Origin of the sequence: Paraburkholderia sprentiae WSM5005 (genome assembly GCF_001865575.2) — a bacterium.
Classification (GTDB): Bacteria; Pseudomonadota; Gammaproteobacteria; order Burkholderiales; family Burkholderiaceae; genus Paraburkholderia; species Paraburkholderia sprentiae.
This window is the reverse complement of the sequence record NZ_CP017561.2, coordinates 1,811,268-1,830,288: the sequence shown is the minus strand read 5'-3', so window position 1 is coordinate 1,830,288 and position 19,021 is coordinate 1,811,268. Positions and strand designations below refer to the sequence as shown.

Sequence of the window (19,021 nt, the reverse complement as noted above, 5' to 3'; positions counted from 1 at the left end):
TCATGTTAGTCCGCGTCCGGGGGGCTCGCTGCAAACAAGCCGCCGTCGCATAGCGTATGGCGATGACATGCGATGTAATTGGCACGCCGCACGGCTGCCTCTACGCTTCGACTACCGCGCCGTCGATCCGATGGCGCACACGTCAAGGAGATACCATGTCCAGCTATCCCATTCACACGATCGAGTCCGCGCCCGCGCAATCGAAACCCGTGCTCCAGAAGCTGCAGCAGGCGTTCGGCCTGATTCCGAACATCGCGGCTACGATGGCGGCTTCCCCGGTGCTGATCAACGGCTTCATCGGCCTGTTCGAGCGCGTGCATGCGAGCAGTCTGACGGAGCCGGAGATCCAGACGGTGCTGCTCACCAACGCCGTGACGAACGCGAGCGAATGGGCGGTCGCGTTCCATACCGCGCTCGGCTTGAACGCGGGACTGCGTCGCGCCGACCTCGAGGCGATCCGCCACGGCGGCTTGCCCGAGAACGCGAGGCTCGCGGCGCTGTCGACGCTCGCGCGCACGCTGATCGAAAAGCGCGGCCGCCTCGCCGACGACGACCGGCAACGCTTCGTCGCGGCAGGCTTCAGCGCGGAGCAGATTCTCGAGGTGGTTGCGGTGGTCGCCGCATCGACGATCACGAACTACACCGGCAGCGTGACCGAGCCGCCGCTCGAAACGCAGTTCGGGGAATTTGCGTGGCGTGCGCCCACGCCCACACCGATGCGCTAAAGCGGTCCTGTTCGGGCATCAAGAGGAGGGCAACACGATGAACGTCACGAGTCAAGATCCGCAAGTGCAGCCGGGCGATCTCGGCAGTCTGTTGCGCTATTGGCGTGACGTGCGCGGCGTGAGTCAGCTCGATCTGTCGCTCGAGGCCGGTTTCTCGCAGCGGCAGATCAGCTTTATCGAAAGCGGGCGCAGCGTGCCGGGCCGCGACACGCTGCTGACGCTCGCACAGACGCTCGACGTGCCGCTGCGCGAGCGCAACGCGCTGCTGCTCGCCGCCGGTTACGCGCCGATCTATTCGGAAACACCATGGAATGCGCAGGACATGCACAGCGTGGTTCGCGCGCTCGAACGGGTCGTCCGTCAGCATGAGCCGTTTCCGGCGCTCGTGATGGACCGCGACTGGAACGTGCTGATGACCAACGACGCGGCGCCGCGCTTCTTCAACTGTTTCATCGACATGGCCGCGCGCGAAGGCCCGCGCAACATGCTGCATCTGATCTTCGATCCGCGCGGCATGCGTCCGTTCGTCGCCGATTGGGAGGAGGTCGCGCGAAGCCTGCTGCAACGGGTGTATCGCGAGTCGGTCGGCGGAGTGGTCGGCGACAACACGAAGCGCCTGCTCGATGACCTGCTTGGGTATCCCGACGTGCCGCGCGACTGGAAGACGCATCATGGCGCTTCCACGACGCACGCGACGATGCCGATGATTCCACTAGGCTTTGTCAGCGAGGGCGCGGTGCTGCGCTATTTCTCGATGGTCACGACCGTGGGTGCGCCGCAAAACGTGGCCGCCCAGGAGCTGCGCATCGAATGCATGTTCCCCGCCGACGATGCGACCGAAGCGCGTCATCGGCATCTGCTTGCGACGCATGCGTCGCCGCAACGTCCGATGTCGGCGAAGCGTAGGCCGTGATCTAGCAGTCTTCACGTCGAAGCAGCCGTTGGGCGGCGAACCGATTTTCGCATTCTCAGGCGCGATGTGCCGACCTGCGAGTCGGGCCGCATTCTCGGCCACAAAGGCGTCGGAACTGCAGTAGTTCGAAATGTGCTTGCTCGGCTTGGTGATTGGCCTGATTTCCTTGCCGACGCACGCTGCTAGCTGATCGGCGATCTTCTTTGCGTCCGTGCCTTCGGGGCGTGGCCCATGAGTTGGGACGTGCGCGCGCCACAAGTGGCATTCGTCCGGGGAGCGTGGTGAAGCCAGGGGTTTTATGAGATGGCGTCCCGTTGCACAATCGTGCTTTTTCAATCGACTGTGACGCGCGATGACTTCACTTTTTCTAGGTTCTTGTCGCAACGTCGGTGAAAGGCAACATGGACATTTCTTCTGGAAAAGCCTTCACCAGTCGCTCTATCTTTCGGTTCAGTCTCCCCACATGTTTGACGTGGTCCGGTGGTTTCATCTTGCACTGCCGGCCAGCGCATCCCGCGAGGGACACGACGACCTGGTGGAGGGCATGGAGGAAGCGCGCGCAGCATGGTTGCAACGCAATTCGCCATCCCGACTGCTGTCCCACCACTCGTACCGGCTGCGCGACGTGCTTGGCAAAAGTTGCAATCGCTTCGATATGCGCACGATGGACGACCATCAGATTGCCACGGCCTTGTACAACGAAGTGCAGGGAGGGAACCTGCTCTTTGTGCCTGAGCGAGAGGAGATGGGCAAGTGTGTGCAGGCGATCGGAGAACTGCGGAATAAGGCTTCCGGTGCTGCCGCCGCCCACCAACAACAACCAGCCGACGCGAACATGGCGACTTCGCTTTATGGCAACAGCCCGCGCGTGCCGCAGAATCTCGGCAATGCGCAGCCGTTCGGCTACAGCGTGGAAATGCCAATCGGCGACGACACGCAAACGGCTTGGCTTCCCTCGGTAGGAGGGCCGCCTAACCAATGGCTCGAAAATGCATCGGGTAAGAAGCAATGGCGCCTTTATGACGGCGACGGTAACGCGGTCGTCGATATCGATTTTGGTCACGATCACGGTTTTGGCATTCCACATTCCCACAATTGGGATAACGGCATCAGAGACAAAGGAAATGCCTTTTCGCTGTTACCTTGGTAAGAGGAGCTTTTGATGGACAAGCTGGAGGGATTTCATTATTTCCACGACTGGAATATCGACGCGCTCGCCGTTCGCGATAGGCATAAACTTGTTGTTATGTTGGAATATGATGGGAAGCGAGCAACCGCGACTTTTAGCGGAACGACTCGCTGCACCGTCGAGCATTTCAGCGTGTCCAACAATATTGTCTTCGAGATAAAGATCCTAAGACCGGGGGACGCGAATTACGATCTCGCGCTCGCCATGCTCTCGAAAAGTGAGCGTTTTTCTCGGACGGCGGGGCGCCAGGTAGCGATCGTCCTCGCAACGGCCGGCGCGGAGCTGGCCGTCGAGTTCGAGACGCTCGAAATTGACGCTGAATAGCGATGCGAGTACTGGCGAACAAAGCCACCGACGTGCGTTTCTTTTCTTCGGGCAATGAAAAAGGAACGAGGACGTTTTTTTCCAACGGAAGTATGATTTTTCTTCTATTGGGTCAATTGAGCAAATAGATCATTGCGCGTTCGCCGCACGCAATGCCGCGCGCGACGCATTCGCGAGGCGGCACACCCGCGGATGCAGTTGCCGGTAGGCGATGGCCGTCGCGCTGACGTCGTTGACCTGAAAAACGATCGCGGTCTTGTTGTGGCATTGCCGTCGTGCAGATGGCAATTTGGGCAGTCGTACGACGCGTTCAGCAGAACGTCGTCGAACCATTTGAAGAACGGTGCGCGAATGCGCCGCATCGTCGCGTCGCGGACCTCTATACTGTGCGTCGTCAAACCCGGGGCCTGCCGACGTCGGCATCGCTCGAACCCGCACAGCCATGGATCCTGATTTGCCGTCGTCGCGCCCCTCACGGCTCTCGCGCGTTGTCGAGGTGTTCATCGTATTTCTGAAACTCGGGCTGACCAGCTTCGGCGGCCCGATCGCTCACATCGGCTACTTCCGGCGCGAGTTCGTCGAGCGCCGGCGCTGGCTCGACGACGAAGCCTTCACCGATCTGCTCGGCCTGTGTCAATTTCTGCCGGGCCCCGCGAGCAGCCAGACGGGATTTTCGATCGGGCTGCTGCGGGCGGGGTGGGCTGGGGCACTTGCCGCCTGGTGCGGCTTCACGCTGCCGTCGGTACTCGTGATGCTGGCCTTTGCCGCGATCGCGCCGGACTTGGGCGGAACGCTCGGCACGGGCGTGATTCACGGCCTCAAACTCGTCGCGGTGGCCGTCGTGGCGCAGGCTGTGTGGGACATGGCGCGTCGTCTATGTCCGGATCGCCGCCGCGCGGCGATCGCGCTCGCGTCGCTCGGATTGCTAAGTCTGCTGGCCACCGCCTATGCCCAACTGATCGTAATCGGCGCCGGCGCCGTGCTCGGTGTCGCGCTGTGCCGGACGACGCCAGCGCAAGCGCCACGCCCCGCTGCGCGACGGGCCGGTGACTTTCACGTGTCGCGCACGGCCGGCATCGCCGCGCTGATGGTTTTTTGCGCGCTGCTTTTCGCGTTGCCGCTGTGGGCGGTAAGTGGCGCTTCGCAAGGCATCCGGGTGTTCGATGCGTTCTATCGCTCCGGTGCGCTCGTATTCGGCGGCGGGCACGTGGTCCTGCCGCTGTTGCAACGCGCAACAGTCGCGGCGGGATGGATCGCGCCCAACGACTTCCTCGCCGGCTATGGGGCGGCGCAGGCCGTACCGGGACCGCTGTTCACGTTCGCGGCGTTTCTCGGCTGGATGATGATCCTGCCACCGAGACACTGGAGCGGCGCGCTGCTGGCGACACTGGGCATCTTTCTGCCGGGTCTGCTGCTCGTCGTCGCCGCATTGCCTTGGTGGCAGGCGCTGCGCGCGCGCGCGGCGATGTCGGCGGCGCTTGCCGGCGTCAATGCAGCGGTGGTCGGTTTACTGGCCGCCGCGCTTTATTCGCCGGTGTGGACGAGCGCGGTTTTGTCGCCGACGGATTTCGCCGTGGCGTGCATCGGCTTTTTGCTGTTGATGCGCTGGAAGGTGCCGCCGCTTGCGGTCGTCGTGCTGTGCGTGGCCGCCGGCGTCGCGCAAACGGTACTGCACCGGCTCTGACGGGCTGATCGGCACGCGTTTCAAAAGCACTGATCGGCATCGAGCGCAGCGAGCGGTTTATGCGTCGCCCGCTTTTCCGGGCAGCATGCGCTTGAGCACGTCGTCGCGCAGCACATAGTGGTGAAACAGCGCGGCGGCGGCATGTCCCGCCGCGATGACGATGATGGCCCAGCCGACGAGATCATGAGCCTCGCCAATCGCATGATGCGTCGCCTTGCTGGTCGGCGCGAACGGAGCGGGGATCTCCAGTCCGAAAAAGCTCATCGATTCGTCGCCGGACCATCGCAGTGCGAAGCCAAGTACCGCTTCGCCGATCAGCAGCGCATAGAGAAGATAGTGAACGCCTTTCGCGGCCAGCTCGACCCACCCCGCGCCAGCCGCGGGACTTTGACGTCCGGGTACCAGACGCCAGGCAATGCGCACGATCAGCACGGCCGACAGCACGATTCCAAACGACATGTGGCCGACGATCATCAAGTGGCGCGTGGGTTTTGGCGCAAATCCCCAGGTGTGGGCGAGACCGAATTGTGCCAACACCAGAATCACCGTGATCCAATGCAGCAGGATCGAGACAGCGTCGTATTGCGTACGGTCATCGCCGGCGGCGATTCGCGTTGCCGTCGCGCTCGCGGATGAATGTTTGAGCTTGGTCATCGGGTCGATCGAACAGAATGAGCGCCACTGGAGCGTATCGGGATCCGGTGAATCACTGCCTAAGGGTAGGACAAGCCTGGCGCCATCGCCACCTTAGGTCTCACGATTGCATGGCCCTTTTTTTCCGCGCGTAGAGCTAAATGAACCCGACGCTTGCTCCGGTCGAGCCGATCGTCGCCGTGTATATCGGCGGCGTTGGCGTTGGCGTGGGTGCGGCGCATCTTGCGCGCGTGGCTGGCCTGGTCATGGCATGCTGGCTAATCTGCAATCGGTGCAGGTCAGCGGCCTGGTGGTGGGCCCGATGCTCGGCAGCGTGGCTGGTAGGCTGGCAGGCGCATCCAACTTTTTAACGCATCCGTGGGAAGGGCAACATGAGCATTCAACCGGACAATCGCGCGTTGCTGCGCGCGCTCGGCATCCACAAGCCGATCATTCAGGCGCCCATGGCCGGCGTCACCACGCCGGCGCTGGCCGCCGCGGTGTCGAATGCGGGCGGTCTCGGCTCGCTGGGCGTTGCCGCGATGAACGCGGAAAACGCGCGCCGCGCGATCCGGCAGACGCGGGAATTAACGACGAGGCCGTTCAACGTCAACGTGTTCTGCCATCGCCCGGCCACGGCCGATGCCGCCGTCGAACGTGCATGGCTCGACTGGCTCGAACCGGTTTTCCGCGAATACGGCGCGACGCCGCCGCAATCGCTCTGCGACATCTACACGAGCTTCGTCGTCGACACAGCGATGCAGGCGATGCTGCTCGCGGAAAAGCCGGCCGTCGTGAGTTTCCATTTCGGCTTGCCGCCCGATGCGGTGATCGCGCAGCTCAAGCACGCGGGCATCCGTTTGCTGGCGAGCGCGACCCATCTCGACGAAGCGGCAGCGGCGGTCGAGGCGGGTGTCGATGCGATCGTCGCCCAAGGCATCGAAGCGGGCGGCCATCGCGGCGTGTTCGACACGACCGGGCGCGACGAGCGCCTCGGCACGTTCGCGCTGACGCGCCTGCTGGTGAGTGAGTTCGACCTGCCTGTGATCGCGGCGGGCGGCATCATGGACGGCGCGGGCATCGCAGCCGCACTCGCGCTGGGCGCGCAGGCGGCGCAACTGGGCACGGCGTTCGTCGCCTGTCCGGAAACCTCGATCGACGACGGTTATCGCCGCGCCTTGCTCAGCGATGCGGCGCGCTCGACGACGCTGACCTCGGCCATTTCCGGGCGCCTCGCGCGCAGCATCGTCAATCGCTTCACCGCGCTTGGCGAAGACCCGCAGGCCCCGCGCACACCGTCCTATCCGATTACCTATGACGCGGGCAAGGCGCTCAACGCGGCCGCCAAGGCCAAGGGCGAGTTCGGCTACGGCGCGCAATGGGCGGGGCAGGCCGCGCCGCTTGCCCGTGCGCTGCCCGCGGGCGAACTGATGGCGCAGCTTGAACGCGAAACGCGTGAAAGTATCGAGCGGCTGCAATCGGTGCGGAAGTGAGCGGTTTGACTCGGTGCAGCGCGGCACAAATCAAGGAGTTCTTGAGCAAAAAATAAGGGAGACGGGCGTCGCGGCGGAGCCCGCCCACGGTAGCGGTCGAATCGCTGCCGCAATAATATAGCCGCACAGGTCGCCGGTGTATTCGCCTCGGCGCGCATCGCGCAACGGCGCTCCGGGACCAGGCCAGGCTGGATCGATCGCGATGTGCGGCTTTGTTCGCAGCTTGCTGACGCAGAGGTGGAAAGTGAAGTTCTCGATGAAAACTGAAATCCGCGCCGACGATGTCTCGAAGATCGAGCATGCGATCAAGTCGGTGGATCCCGACGCGAAAGTCGGCGTCGATGTTGGCACGCAAAGCGTGAGTGTCGACTCCTGGCTGATGCCCGAGGAGTTTTTGGTCGCATTCCACGACGAAAACTACGACGTGGCCGTCAAGGAGTGGTAACGCGAACGGCGCTGATACCTGCGTCGCGGCGCGAGAAGAGGGCGCATCGCGCGGGCAGGCAGGGTCTGTTCGATGACGGCGGCGGCGTTGGCCGGCAACTGGCCGGTTAAAGCCAGCGCCAGATGCCGGCGGGCCAGCCGGTGAGCGGGATATGAGCCCAGGTCGCCACGAGCCAGAGCACGACGCCGCCCGCCAGCGCGTGCATGCCGAACCCGCCCAGCCGCGCGCGGCCCGCGGCGATCGCCGCGAACGGCAGATAGCTCGTCTTCGATTCCCATACGGGCCACAGATCCGGTTGCAGCCGCTGCTTCTTGCGGTCCTGTAACGCGGCACCGACCAGCGCGAGGACGATGATCGCCCCGGCAAGCACGATGTTGCGGGTGATCGGGAACACCGCGATATGACACAGTCCCCACAGGGCGAACGACCACATCATCGGGTGACGTGTGACCGCGTACACGCCGTGCGCGGTGTCGGGAAACGCGGCGGGCCCGCGCATGGCAGGCAAGGCCGGGTTGCGGATCAGCGAGCCCATCAGCAGGATCGACGCGATCAGCATGACCACGGTCACCACTGCCCACAGCGCATCGCCGGCCGGCCATAGCGGCGCGGACACGGGTGTCCTGTCGTAAGCCATGACCATCCAGCCGAATGTCAATATCGCAATTAGCGAATAGACGCCCATCGCGCCGCGTTCGCCGAGCGCATGGACCATCCCCGAGCGCAGCGGATGGGACAAAAGAAAATGGCTGCCGACAAACGCGAATGCCGCCACGACGAGTATCTCGATGCTTTCCATTGGCCCGGCTCCTCGAAGTCAGATGATGGATCGACCGTGTGCACTGGAGAATACTACGTGTTGTGCCGCAACGACCGCGTTGATCGCTGCGCCACGTCGGTTCCCAAACCGGCGAAATCTGACTGGCCGATGCGCTTAGTGGAAAACGATTTTTCGCACGGCGGGTTACAAAAAGCAATCCCAGATCGTTGCAGAAATTTGTTCTTTTCGAGAACCGTTGCACGCATTCGTAAGTTTTACTACTGCGTCTGCTCAAGGCTGCCTACGCTTAGAGTGCAGCCTTACAGAGTAGCGCTTCACCGCGACTCGGGCGTCGCTCATGCCGAGCGCCTCATCTATCGAGAACCCGGCCGTTCCGGCGGCGTTCGCCGCGCCCTCGAGAGCCCGGGCGACCTCGACATTAATGCGATGCGCAACTGCATTGGTGCATCGTTTGCGGTCATACGCAGTGAGCGATCAAGCTTCGTTGACGAGCGAGACTTGATGTACCCTCGCCTCGTGTCACCACGGTCCTCGGCCGGTAATAAATGAATGTAGCGCCCCCCGGCGGCCCAAGCAGCAAGGGCTCGGACGCCTTTCGCCGTCGACAATCACGATATAATTTCGGATTGAATACAACCCTTGGGCGTCATCGTGACAATTACAGAACTTGATGGGGTCGACTTCCCGTCCCAGATCGCGTCGGAGATGCGCAGACTGATCAATCGCGGAACACTCGCGCCCGGCTTGCAACTTCGCCAGTCCGATCTGGCCGAACGTTTTGGCATTAGTCGCGTGCCAGTCCGCGAAGCGCTCAAGCTTCTGGCAGCTGAGGGCATCATCGAACACGACCCGAATCGTGGGTTTTTCGTGGCGCCCTTGTCCAGTGACGAGGCACGTCAACTCTATCGGATGCGCCATCTGCTTGAATCCGAGTTGCTCGCCACCATTGTCTGGCCCAGCCCGCCCCAGTTGAAGAGCCTCAAGGCAATGGTGGCCGAGCTCAACCAGTTACTGGCAAGCGGCTCGCGCGACGCCTGGATTGAGCGCCACCGGGCGTTTCACGACGCGATCTTCGACCTGTCAGAAAACAAGATCCTAAAGCGTGAAGCTTTGCGGCTGATGCGCCTGACCGATCGGTATCGCTCGTTGGCGGCGGACATCACGCGCCAAGGTACGCACCTCGACGCGCGAATCGAGGAACAGCTTCTCAAGGCATTGTCGGCGAAAGATCGCAAACTGCTCCTGAGCACCTACGACAAGGGCCGCGCCATCGTGCTCCAAGGCTTGATGGCGGTTTTGGCTGCGCGCGGCGTTTAGGAATGTTCATTAAGGGGCCGCCGGGATCAGGCTGGTCCGCGGCGCGCCCGTTTCGCTGCTTCTAGAACCGCAACTGCATCCCGGCAGCGGGGACCGACTGGATCTTGCCCGCCGCCGCAGTGCCAATTTTGGCAGGGTAAGCGCCGTTCGTAGGTAAGCGGTAAGCCATGGGCGTTATAGATCTCGCGTAGAGGCGATCGCACAATGCTCTTCGTTCAACTCGATCAGGAGCAGGCGATGACGGCATCAGCTAGAGAAGAGCAATCGGAAACTGGATGTTCTGCTGGACCGAACTCGGTGCCAGGCAGATCGGTATCGCGCAAAGCCTCCTCGTGACGCCGGCCGCCGCGCCGATCTGCGCGGGACCCGCGACACAGAGCAGTTCGGCTGCCGACGCTTCCGGTGCGAAAGTTCAGCATGCCTCCTGCTGCTACCGTTGCGGGATCAATGCCGTCGATCAGAAGTAGTCGAAGGCAAAATCATTCTGTTGCCCCATGCGGAAAAAGCCCAGCCCTGTCTGGCGCATCCCGACCGAAGCGGAGTTCTCGAACAGCGCCCCGCGCGAGTGCGGGTCAATGTTGCCGGTGCTCAGACTGATCAGGGAGTCCAGGCTGAAATTGGCGCTGAGCCCACCGTCGAGGTCCTCGTCCCGCGAAAGAAGAACTTCGTCGGAAAGATCGCAGAGTCCTGCATCTGGATTGGGCGAGAGCCATTCGCATCCCGATAAGCCGCGATGCTCTCGTCCAGAAATCAGCCACTCGAAGCGAGCGCAGCGTATGCGGCATCGAGCGGGCGGCTTCCGCAATGATGGCGGCATCGCGGGCGTCGGTCTTGGCCTCACCGGCATGCAGAGCGGCGATGCGGCGCATGGCCAGACCCGGCAGATAGGCGACCGGGACGCCTTCATCGCGGGCGACTGCCACGGGCAACGCGCCAATCGTCGCGGGCTGGTCGACGACGAACAGCAGTTGCTCGTGCGTCTTGAGCTCGGTGATCAGGGCACGCAGTATGGCCTCATCGTTGGGCAGCGCTTTGTTGTACAGGTGTTTTCCGGTCCGATCCAGAGCGACGGTGTGATAGCGGCCTTTGCCGACATCGACGCCGACGAATACGTCGACTGAGTCATGTTGTTGGTTTTCTTGCATCGAAACCTTTGCAGGTCTCGGCATCCACGTTACGGACGGCCCCAAGATATCCTGACCGAACCCCTATTAGCGATCACCAGCCACCCACCAGACCCGGTGACAACACCCCGAATCATGATTGCGACTGGTGGCGGGAAAAGCATCTGATCGCTTCGCTCGAAGCGCGATCTCTAAGCGCGCTCGGACGTGAAAGCGGGGCGGGAAACCCTCACCCAAAGCGTGACGTTGAACATCCGGCCTCCGGTCGTTCAGACGCCGTATGAGTTGAAGCACGTTCTCGAACATCCCGGGTATACCCGTCAATCGCAACCCTTGTGTCTCGTGGCCAAGGCGCATAACATTGTGAATGCCGAATTAAATAATATGTTGCAGTTTTTACAGCCAACGGATGGTGCAGTTTGCGTCGCACCGCGCGCTGGCCTAGCGGGCTGTCGGGGTAAATGCAAATGCTGTGGCCGGATGGTCGTGCAAATCGATCACGAGCATTTAGATTAGGAAACTTGAATGAATTGCGCCAACGCATCACCCTGGGAGTACGTCGTCACGTGGTTGCGGCTCTACTTCGGAGCTCATCTTTTCTACTCGGGGTTCGCACGGGCACCCAACATCGGCACAGTGCATCGACAGGCGCCTTTTCGCGGGACAGAGAGGATAAAGTGATGAAGACCGGAGAGCAATCTTTACGTTTCGTAGTTGAAAAGTGGCTCGGGTTGCAACCTCCAGAGAGCGCAAGGGTGACGGCAGTGGGCCGTCCGCGCTCGGGCAAAGGGCGTTTCGTGTGCGTCGAGACCGTATACGGCAGCGAAAGACTCGCGCTGTTCTTCTTTCGGCACGACGACGGATGCTGGAAGGTCTTTCCTCCTGCTCCGGCGTTGCCAGAGATGGCTTTGGAGCGTCTGTTTGCGTAGCCTAAATCGGGCCTGTCAGTAATTCGTGTTCGAGGCATACAACCCTGCGTACAAGCAGGAAATTATCAAAATTCCTGCTGTACGCATAATCGAGGCAGGGCCAGTCGTCGCGGACCGTAATACATCGGCCGCGAAGTAGTGCTTTTCCGGCTTCGCGCGTCCGTGCGCAGACGGGCTCAAGAGCGGGGACGACAGTTCAGTTCGAACTTCTGAACACGACCGGCTTGCCGCCCAACGTCCGCTTCGTCATCCATGCCGCTAGCGCCGAGTCCAGGTAGTCCGCGTGACCGGGAAACGACTCGAACAGATGCAGGCCGAGCTCGCGCGCCAGTTCCGCGCCGGCCCGTCCTTCCGCGACCGCGGCCTTCACCTCGCCGACCGACTTCAGCACTGCCGCGTGTTCGTCACCAGCGCATCGAGATCGGCGCAAATGCTCGTCCACTGCACGCCACAGCAGATACGGCTCGTCGCGCAGCGTCACGAACAGCTCGTCCAGATGCCAGGTGCTGCCCGGCTTGCGCCGCGCCGTCTTCGCGCACTGGGCGAATCGAGCGCCGAACTTGTCGCACCAGCAACGGATCGTTTCGCACGTGACCACGACACCACGCTCGAGCATCAACTCCTCGATGTCGCGCAAGCTCAGGCTGAACCGGAAATACCAGCGAGCCGCGCAACTGATGATGACCGCAGGGAAGCGGTGGCCGTGATAAGGCGATTTCGTTTTTTCATCACTTCATTCTACCGCTGCCTCCCCACCAACCTGACAGTGCCCTTCATGGTCATCCGGCAGGCGATGGGATCGCCAGGAGTCGGGGCGAAATGGCTGTGAAGGTGTTGCATGAGTTCGTTGAGGACATGAAACGAAACGGTTTCGTCGCGCCAGTGCTTGAACGCCACCGTATTGCAGGTGCCTCTGTCGCGCCGCTCGAGTAAATGGCAGGGAAGGGTGTAGAAGCGCGGTCCGCCGGACGACCGTTGCGTGACGCCACTGCCGCTCGGGTGACCGTAGACGGTCACGGCTGACGGTGGGCTGCCGTCGGCCGTCGCCGTCACGTTGCCATTCGAGATGGTTACTTTCCTTTTTGGTGTGCCGCCTCTTACCACGGGCAATCAGTGTCGAAGATGAATCGGGCACTTTCCGACCGCATCGCCTACATGCGCGAAGCTACGTGTTGCTTGTCAAAAGGTTCTAAATAAGGATTACGTTCCGAACGCAAAAGAATGCGCAGCTATGGCATTGGTAGACCACGTAGCGATTGAAGCTCCGCAGACTTTCCAGATCATTTACGCGGTAACTAAGTTTAACTTAAGCGGGCGTGTTGTGCGTTGGTACTGCTCAATCGGTTCGAAACGGGCTCGATGTAGGAGGCCGTTGGGTGATGGCATGCAGTTACCGACGATTCGTAACCATGCCCGGGCGCGGTTCTCCGACTTTGATCGTGTAAGGAGGATCGCTTAGGGTCATTGCTCGAGCGGCGTCAACGGGCCGAGCGCGCCGCGGTCAATAAGCTGTTCGGCGTACACCATGGATGCGCGTCGCGCATCGCCCGCGTTTGCGAATGAATGCTTCTCCGGTACATGAAACGGCGCGCAGTACGATCCGGTGCTGTCCGATGCACGCTTCGACGGTATCGCCGACTGCGCATCACATTTGTCCTGGACTTGATGTGACGGTGGTCTTGTTCGATCAGGTTGTTGAGGTACTTCGAGGAGCGCACCTTCGCATCCTTGGAAGCAGTCCATAGGACTTCATCTCACGCCCAGCCCGGTGCGACGCTGCACACCCATATGGCGTGGCCGTCTCCCGTGGTCGCCGTGATGCTTGATTGCCTTGGTGAAAAAGGCCTTAGCTGCTGCGACCTCACGCGGCATCACAGCACAAGGTCGTGATAGGTGCGAAAGGTTATAACGCGCAACTCAATAGTCGCGAACCGGCACCATTGACTGGCAAATTGCGCCAGTTGGGGAAGCCAAGGGTTTTCACCAGAATATGGTTCATTGACATTGTAGGCGTCTCTAAATACTATTTTGACTGACGGCAACGAATTCTATTGTGCCTGCTTTTAGGTGCGCGCTCCCAGTGGAACACGTTGGCATGCGCACCCTGCTTTCCGCCACGCATCTTCGTGACACGCGGCTCTTCGCGGTCCGCGGGGTCACGGCTGCGAGCGCGCTTTCTCTTCTGTCATCGGGTCATGGTGGCGGGGCAACTACGACAGCCGAAAACGTGGCTTTGATCGCGAGGATGATAGTGAAAGGCATTTCGATCGCAGGCATACAGCTTGGCGAATATCCTCTGTCGACCCATATCTATCCAACCCGTTCCGGGGATCCGATGTGGGATGGATGGTGACTCTCTCCCATGTCGGTGCGATTAGCGCGGTATCGACCGCCGGATTGGCAATCAAGACGTCGGTTGCTGCTTACGTTTCCGTCGGGGAGGCGGTTGCGATCGGCATTATGTGGTGCGCATCAGGTGGTATCAGGATGCGTTAGAAAAGCGTTATCGAGATCATGCGAATCCGAAGTCGAACATGGTGCTGAAGGCTGATCCGCGGGCCCGCACGGAGTGAACGATTAGAAGATTGATGGCCGTGAGGAGTCGGAAGATTGTGTGGGCAAGCTCATGGCTACTAGGGGTGGTCGACAACCGGGCCGACGCCGGCCCCTTTCTCTATTTGGTCGGTGCCTACGGGCAACTGGCACCGCCCCAGGCGCTCGTCATTCAAGAATTTCTTCGGGCGTCCCGCCGGGTCCCGACGCCGCATTGGATGCTGCACATCTCCAGGAGGGCAACGGACCAGCGTAACAAATTGACCTACTCGCGTTTCTAATTCAATAGAAGTCGGTTTCAGAGACCACATATAACAATCAGGAGAATGTATGAATCGCCAGGGGACGTGGAGGAAACACCGGTGGGCCGCGGTGCCGCTTGCATGCGCATCAGTTTGCATGAGCGTTACGGCCGCCCATGCGCAAAGTAGCGTCATGCTTGGGGGATTTCTTGACGAAGGTGTCGCCACCTATCGAGATTCAGGTGGGGCCCGTTTGTATCAAATGCAGGATTCCGCCATCTTTCCCACCAAGTTTTTCTTCCGCGGGAGCGAGGACATGGGAGGGGGCCTGCGCGCAAACTTCAGCCTCGACTCGATGATCAGCCTGAGCACAGGGGGACTTGATCCGCAGTCGCGCGGCGCGATGTTCGAGAACTCGTCGTGGGTCGGACTCGGTCAAGCAGGGATTGGCAGCTTCCGCCTCGGGCGCCAGAACGACTTCGCCTTCGACTACTACCTGATTGGTGGTATCGATCCGGCAACGGGCATCGCTGGCGGTATGCTCAACTTCCGGACCGGTAGCTTCGGTGCCGACCTGCTCGGCGTTTCAGGGCCGGCGCAGATTGCTGGCGCCGTCTCGGGCGGCCCGTTCGCGCCTATCACGACGAACGGCCAACTTTCTGGATTAGCGGCCATCAACTGGGATCGTGTCGGCGGCAAGCGGATGGCGAATGCCATCAAGGTTGTATCGGAGAAATATGCCGGGCTGTCGGCTGGCGTCATGTATAGCTTCGGCGGCACAGCGGGCGACTTCAACAACGGGGCCGGAAAAAGCGCGGCGATCAGCTTCCGGAATGGTGAAACGCGTGCTGCTGTTGTTTACACTGAGCAGAACTATGCGCCGGTCAACAATGGACATAGTGGCATCGCCAACCTGCTCGCCGGAGCAAGGACGAAGTTCGGCCATTTCACTGTCTCCGGGATGTATAGCGACGCGCGCAACACCCATACGGGGGCCAAGATTTACGCCCTGGCTGGTGGCGTGGGATATGACTTCTCACCGGCCTGGAACCTCGGCGGCGCTTATACCTACGAAAATGGTAACGCGTTGCTGAAGAACGTGGTGATCAACCAGGCCGCGTTGCAGTTGACGTACACGCTGTCGAGACGCACCGCGGTCTATGCCGCCGGCGTATATCAACGCACCAACGGCGCATACGCTGCAGAAATCGGGAACATCGTGGCAAGCGGCAATATCCAGACTGTTTTCCAGCTTGGCATGATGCATCGATTCTGATGCTTCATTGAGGAACGGCAGCGATGACCATGTTTTCGTCATCGCTGTCGTGGTCTTCTTGGGTTATGCATCGGGGGCCGCAAATACTGCTATCCGTCCGTTCCAAGCGGTCGCCAAGGTCAGCGCGGCGCAATTCGAACTCAGCGCCAGTGAGCCTCGATTGATCAGTTTTGCCTTTCCGCTGCGATTTGGGTAGGAAAGTCCGCCCCGTCAAGCTCAGAAAGCGCCCCAATTTCCCCTCGTCCGAAGTAATGATAGTATTCAAAGTTGAATGCTATAATAAAGTTGAATATCTTCAGAAACGTTCGACCCGCGGATGAGAGCAATTCGGTGCGCCGGGCAAGCAGTAGCAGCGCAGGAGCGAATGATCAACCATAGTACGAGGTGGTGTTAGGACGTATAGAGCACGCCCAACCACTGGTTCCGAACACCTTTGCAGGAAAAGCAGCAAGAAATGAAGAGCGAGGAGGGGCTACACCTAAGTTATGAGGCGGGAGTCCTGGCTTTAAGTTGGCTCACCCGTATCGTTGAGATTGACAAAGCGATCTCCGAGTGTGCTGATCAACATTTGAAGTCATCGCTTGGGATTTCGTTTGCACAGGCGAAGATCGTCGCATGCCTCGCTGGGCACCAATTCATGACGCAGGTTCAACTCGCGCGCCGGCTGCATTTAGATATGGGGGCGCTATCCAGAATCATTCCGCGTCTCATGGATGCTGGGGTTGTAATGAGGTCTCGGCATCCAAACGACTGTCGCTGCTGGTGTGTTCAGCTTACGGGAAGCGGAGTTGCGATGGCTGCGAACATTACAGCCATTCTCGGCGCAGCTGACAATAAATTGATTCGCCTCTTAACTGAGGATGAAGCCGATATTTTTATTGCGTTGCTTAAGCGCCTGCTTGCTAATTCACCAGCCCACGGCTCAATCGATGTCTCGAGATTTGCCGTGACGGGCAGTCCGAGACCCTCCAGCGTCGTTGGCGCACCGGCGTGAACGGCAATCTCCTTCCTCCGCCCTAAAACGTGTCCAGCGGATGATCTAATCCAGCGGGTCTTTGCGTTGGCCTTTGTCCACGACGTCTTCTCGCGCGCGGGTCCAGTGATCGTCGCGGCCGCGAGCAACGGTCTGAACAAACGCCAGCACTGCGCGCCATGCACGGCTTTCGCGCAGTCGACGCGACTGTCCGGATGCCGCACGCGCGGCACGCTGGTCCTGCTCGAGTTCAGAGTTTCCAGTGCGCACGCGTACAGGGCGGTTATCGATCTTCCGGGGCGCGGCGATAACGCATCAGGCCACATTACACAATTAACGTTGTCACCTATCCATACTCATACGGCTCATGCCGAAATACAAAGAATACAATCAATGTAGGCAATAAAACATGCTCCTGCTTCTTCGCAATCTCAAAATACGCAACCGGCTGTTCGTTAGCTTCGCGATCGTTATCCTGCTGCTATGCAGTGCCGCGGGATTTGCGCTCTTCCAGGCGCATGAGATTCAATCACATCTACTGGACATCAAACAGAATTGGATGGAGTCAGTCAAAACGATTGCGGATCTTCGTCTGGCGCTCAGTACAGATCGTCGTTCCACGCTGGGTCTTGTCTTGTCTGATACCAGGAATGCCAAAGATACCAATGCTGCGATTCGAGCCGAAGCCTTGAATCAGCTGAGAAAGAGTGTCGAGCGCTATGAGAAACACGCGCGCCCGGGCGAGGATCGTCAGTATTTCGAGAACGATAAGAAAGCAATCGCTGCGTACGCGATGATCAACAAAGAACTCTACACGCTTGCAATGTCTGATAATCCGGATCTTGCTACCGAGCGTGTGCTCGCCAACACCAAGATCTTTGCTGTTTTCAAAGCCACGGAGGAGACGCTCACCGCCCATATGGACTTCATTCAGAAGCAGGCAGATCAGGCTGCGGAAAAGGCCATTCATGATTACGATGTGGCCTTGATGCTGACGTGCACCGTAATATGTATCGCTATGGTTGCTACGGTATATGTCTGCAACACGGTTGCGACGTCGATCGTCTTCCCGTTGAATGACGCCGTAAAGATTGCTGAGGCAGTTGCGTCAGGGGATTTGACGTCAGAAGTCAGGGTACATTCCGACACTGAACTCGGCCAATTGATGCGTGCGCTTCGCAGCATGAATGAGAGTCTCGTGGACATCGTAAAGCAAGTCCGGTCCGGCAGTGAGGCGGTATTGACCGGCGCATCCGAAATCGCCGCGGGGAACGAGAATCTGAGCCAGCGCACCGAGGAACAGGCGGCGTCTCTCGAGCAGACGGTAGCTTCGATCCAGCAGTTGACGGCGACGGTGCAGAACAACGCGGCGAATGCCAAACAAGGCCTCAAACTCGCACAGACTACGTCCGATCTGGCAAACAGAGGTGGAGAGGTCATGAAACACGTTGTGACCACCATGAGCGGCATTGCCGATCAATCGAGGAAAGTCGCCGACATCATTGCGACTATCGAGGGCATCGCTTTTCAGACCAATATCCTGGCCCTTAACGCGGCGGTCGAAGCCGCACGTGCCGGCAACGAAGGCCGTGGCTTCGCCGTCGTGGCCCAGGAAGTCCGCACGCTGGCTCAACGCTCGGCAACGGCGGCCAAAGAGATCAAGGAATTGGTCAGCAATTCGGTCACCCGCGTTGACCAGGGATCTCGACTGGTGAACGATGCCGGGTCCAAAATCAACGAGGTGGTGAGTGAGTTCGCCCACGTATCGACTCTGATGGAGGAGATCACCCACGCATCCGATGACGGTCACCGGGGCATCATGGAGATAAATAAGGCGATCGGCGAAATCGATACAGTGACCCAGCACAACGCAGCCTTGGTCGAAGAGGCCGCTGCTGCAGCCCGTGGCGTTCATGCAGAAGCAGAGCGCCTACAGACACTGGTTACTAACTTCATGATCGCACGCGCCATCTAAATCAGCGTCTCCAGGCACAAAAAAGCCATCGGTGAGGGATGTTTTCCTTGATATCGACGAAGACTGCAGTACTGCGGACGCCTTATTGCAACAGAGGCGAGAAAAAGCAAACTTTTGGGGTGTTTTTCATGGCGAAGTACGATAAGCGGTTCAAACTGAAGTTAAGCAACACGCATTTGCTCCGGGGGGAGTTGGGCGGCCAGTATTGGCAGCCCGCCACGGGATCGGCGACTCGATGTTGCGTCGCTGGGTTGATGCCTATCGTTTGTACGGCGACGCAACGCTATGCCCTAGGCGCAGCCGATACGACGTTCACTTCGCGGGCCGAAGGTGCTCAGGCTCACGTCGCGTGAGGGGCTTTCCCTGCGCGAAGTCACGGCTCTGTAGGACATCCACGATCCTGCCAGGGTCTCGCAATGGGTGCGACTATATGATGAGGGCGCTG

At 60.1% G+C, this 19,021-nt stretch carries 18 protein-coding genes and 2 pseudogenes; 14 read left to right on the top strand and 6 right to left on the bottom strand.

The window, feature by feature from the left end; all coding sequences use genetic code 11:
- Positions 1-155: 155 nt before the first annotated feature.
- The 4 genes from BJG93_RS08365 (at position 156) to BJG93_RS08350 (ending at position 3,151) form a co-directional block, all read left to right on the top strand.
- Positions 156-725 (top strand): carboxymuconolactone decarboxylase family protein, encoded by a 570-nt coding sequence (locus BJG93_RS08365; RefSeq protein WP_027197836.1) that lies wholly within the window; start codon positions 156-158, stop codon positions 723-725.
- 37 nt (positions 726-762) lie between these two features.
- On the top strand, positions 763-1,638 hold the full coding sequence (locus BJG93_RS08360) for a helix-turn-helix domain-containing protein (RefSeq protein WP_027197835.1): 876 nt from the start codon (positions 763-765) through the stop codon (positions 1,636-1,638).
- Between the two features lie 352 nt (positions 1,639-1,990).
- Entirely contained in the window at positions 1,991-2,788 is a 798-nt protein-coding gene (locus BJG93_RS08355; protein WP_154671830.1) for a hypothetical protein, read from the top strand.
- Positions 2,789-2,800: 12 nt separating this feature from the next.
- Positions 2,801-3,151 (top strand): hypothetical protein, encoded by a 351-nt coding sequence (locus BJG93_RS08350; RefSeq protein WP_027197834.1) that lies wholly within the window; start codon positions 2,801-2,803, stop codon positions 3,149-3,151.
- A 129-nt stretch (positions 3,152-3,280) separates the two neighbouring features.
- Here BJG93_RS08350 and BJG93_RS08345 read toward each other — a convergent pair whose 3' ends face one another.
- Positions 3,281-3,439: a hypothetical protein gene (locus BJG93_RS08345; protein WP_231337390.1), complete on the bottom strand. Its 159-nt coding sequence runs from the start codon at positions 3,437-3,439 to the stop codon at positions 3,281-3,283.
- A 154-nt stretch (positions 3,440-3,593) separates the two neighbouring features.
- Here BJG93_RS08345 and chrA point away from each other — a divergent pair, with 154 nt between their 5' ends.
- Positions 3,594-4,835, top strand: a complete 1,242-nt coding sequence (chrA, locus tag BJG93_RS08340) for a chromate efflux transporter (protein WP_027197833.1) — start codon at positions 3,594-3,596, stop codon at positions 4,833-4,835.
- 57 nt (positions 4,836-4,892) lie between these two features.
- Here the strand turns inward: chrA and BJG93_RS08335 are convergent, their stop codons facing one another.
- Positions 4,893-5,489, bottom strand: coding sequence for a cytochrome b (locus BJG93_RS08335; RefSeq protein WP_027197832.1), 597 nt, complete (start codon positions 5,487-5,489; stop codon positions 4,893-4,895).
- A 371-nt stretch (positions 5,490-5,860) separates the two neighbouring features.
- Here BJG93_RS08335 and BJG93_RS08330 point away from each other — a divergent pair, with 371 nt between their 5' ends.
- The gene (locus BJG93_RS08330; RefSeq protein ID WP_027197831.1) at positions 5,861-6,961 is read left to right on the top strand and encodes an NAD(P)H-dependent flavin oxidoreductase; all 1,101 of its coding nucleotides are present in this window, start codon (positions 5,861-5,863) and stop codon (positions 6,959-6,961) included.
- Between the two features lie 244 nt (positions 6,962-7,205).
- Positions 7,206-7,406 (top strand): hypothetical protein, encoded by a 201-nt coding sequence (locus BJG93_RS08325; protein WP_027197830.1) that lies wholly within the window; start codon positions 7,206-7,208, stop codon positions 7,404-7,406.
- 106 nt (positions 7,407-7,512) lie between these two features.
- Here the strand turns inward: BJG93_RS08325 and BJG93_RS08320 are convergent, their stop codons facing one another.
- Positions 7,513-8,205, bottom strand: coding sequence for an NnrU family protein (locus tag BJG93_RS08320; RefSeq protein WP_027197829.1), 693 nt, complete (start codon positions 8,203-8,205; stop codon positions 7,513-7,515).
- A gap of 687 nt (positions 8,206-8,892) precedes the next feature.
- On the opposite strand from BJG93_RS08320, the gene BJG93_RS08315 reads away from it, so the two are divergent.
- Entirely contained in the window at positions 8,893-9,504 is a 612-nt protein-coding gene (locus tag BJG93_RS08315) for a GntR family transcriptional regulator (RefSeq protein WP_082194642.1), read from the top strand.
- 275 nt (positions 9,505-9,779) lie between these two features.
- A complete protein-coding gene (locus BJG93_RS08310) occupies positions 9,780-9,971 on the top strand; it encodes a hypothetical protein (RefSeq protein WP_027197827.1) in 192 nt (63 codons plus the stop codon).
- A gap of 105 nt (positions 9,972-10,076) precedes the next feature.
- On the opposite strand, the gene BJG93_RS08305 is transcribed toward BJG93_RS08310, so the two are convergent.
- Positions 10,077-10,649 carry an IS110 family transposase gene (locus BJG93_RS08305; RefSeq protein ID WP_231337451.1) on the bottom strand — a complete coding sequence of 191 codons (573 nt, stop codon included), beginning with the start codon at positions 10,647-10,649 and terminating at the stop codon, positions 10,077-10,079.
- Positions 10,650-11,305: 656 nt separating this feature from the next.
- On the opposite strand from BJG93_RS08305, the gene BJG93_RS08300 reads away from it, so the two are divergent.
- On the top strand, positions 11,306-11,557 hold the full coding sequence (locus BJG93_RS08300) for a hypothetical protein (RefSeq protein WP_407675294.1): 252 nt from the start codon (positions 11,306-11,308) through the stop codon (positions 11,555-11,557).
- 196 nt (positions 11,558-11,753) lie between these two features.
- Here BJG93_RS08300 and BJG93_RS08295 read toward each other — a convergent pair whose 3' ends face one another.
- The gene (locus BJG93_RS08295) at positions 11,754-12,173 is read right to left on the bottom strand and encodes a hypothetical protein (RefSeq protein ID WP_231337450.1); all 420 of its coding nucleotides are present in this window, start codon (positions 12,171-12,173) and stop codon (positions 11,754-11,756) included.
- A gap of 156 nt (positions 12,174-12,329) precedes the next feature.
- Between BJG93_RS08295 and BJG93_RS08290 the strand changes: the two are divergent.
- Positions 12,330-12,490 (top strand): annotated as a pseudogene (locus BJG93_RS08290) (ABC transporter substrate-binding protein); the annotation flags it as partial.
- A gap of 710 nt (positions 12,491-13,200) precedes the next feature.
- Here BJG93_RS08290 and BJG93_RS36410 read toward each other — a convergent pair.
- Positions 13,201-13,423: pseudogene (locus BJG93_RS36410) on the bottom strand (DDE-type integrase/transposase/recombinase); the annotation flags it as partial.
- Between the two features lie 1,086 nt (positions 13,424-14,509).
- Here BJG93_RS36410 and BJG93_RS08280 point away from each other — a divergent pair.
- The 3 genes from BJG93_RS08280 to BJG93_RS08270 all read left to right on the top strand — a co-directional run bounded on the left by BJG93_RS08280 (position 14,510) and on the right by BJG93_RS08270 (position 18,576).
- On the top strand, positions 14,510-15,628 hold the full coding sequence (locus BJG93_RS08280) for a porin (protein WP_231337449.1): 1,119 nt from the start codon (positions 14,510-14,512) through the stop codon (positions 15,626-15,628).
- A 454-nt stretch (positions 15,629-16,082) separates the two neighbouring features.
- Complete coding sequence (locus tag BJG93_RS08275; RefSeq protein ID WP_027197824.1) at positions 16,083-16,622, top strand: MarR family winged helix-turn-helix transcriptional regulator; 540 nt, start codon at positions 16,083-16,085, stop codon at positions 16,620-16,622.
- 388 nt (positions 16,623-17,010) lie between these two features.
- A complete protein-coding gene (locus BJG93_RS08270; RefSeq protein ID WP_027197822.1) occupies positions 17,011-18,576 on the top strand; it encodes a methyl-accepting chemotaxis protein in 1,566 nt (521 codons plus the stop codon).
- Positions 18,577-19,021: the final 445 nt, after the last annotated feature.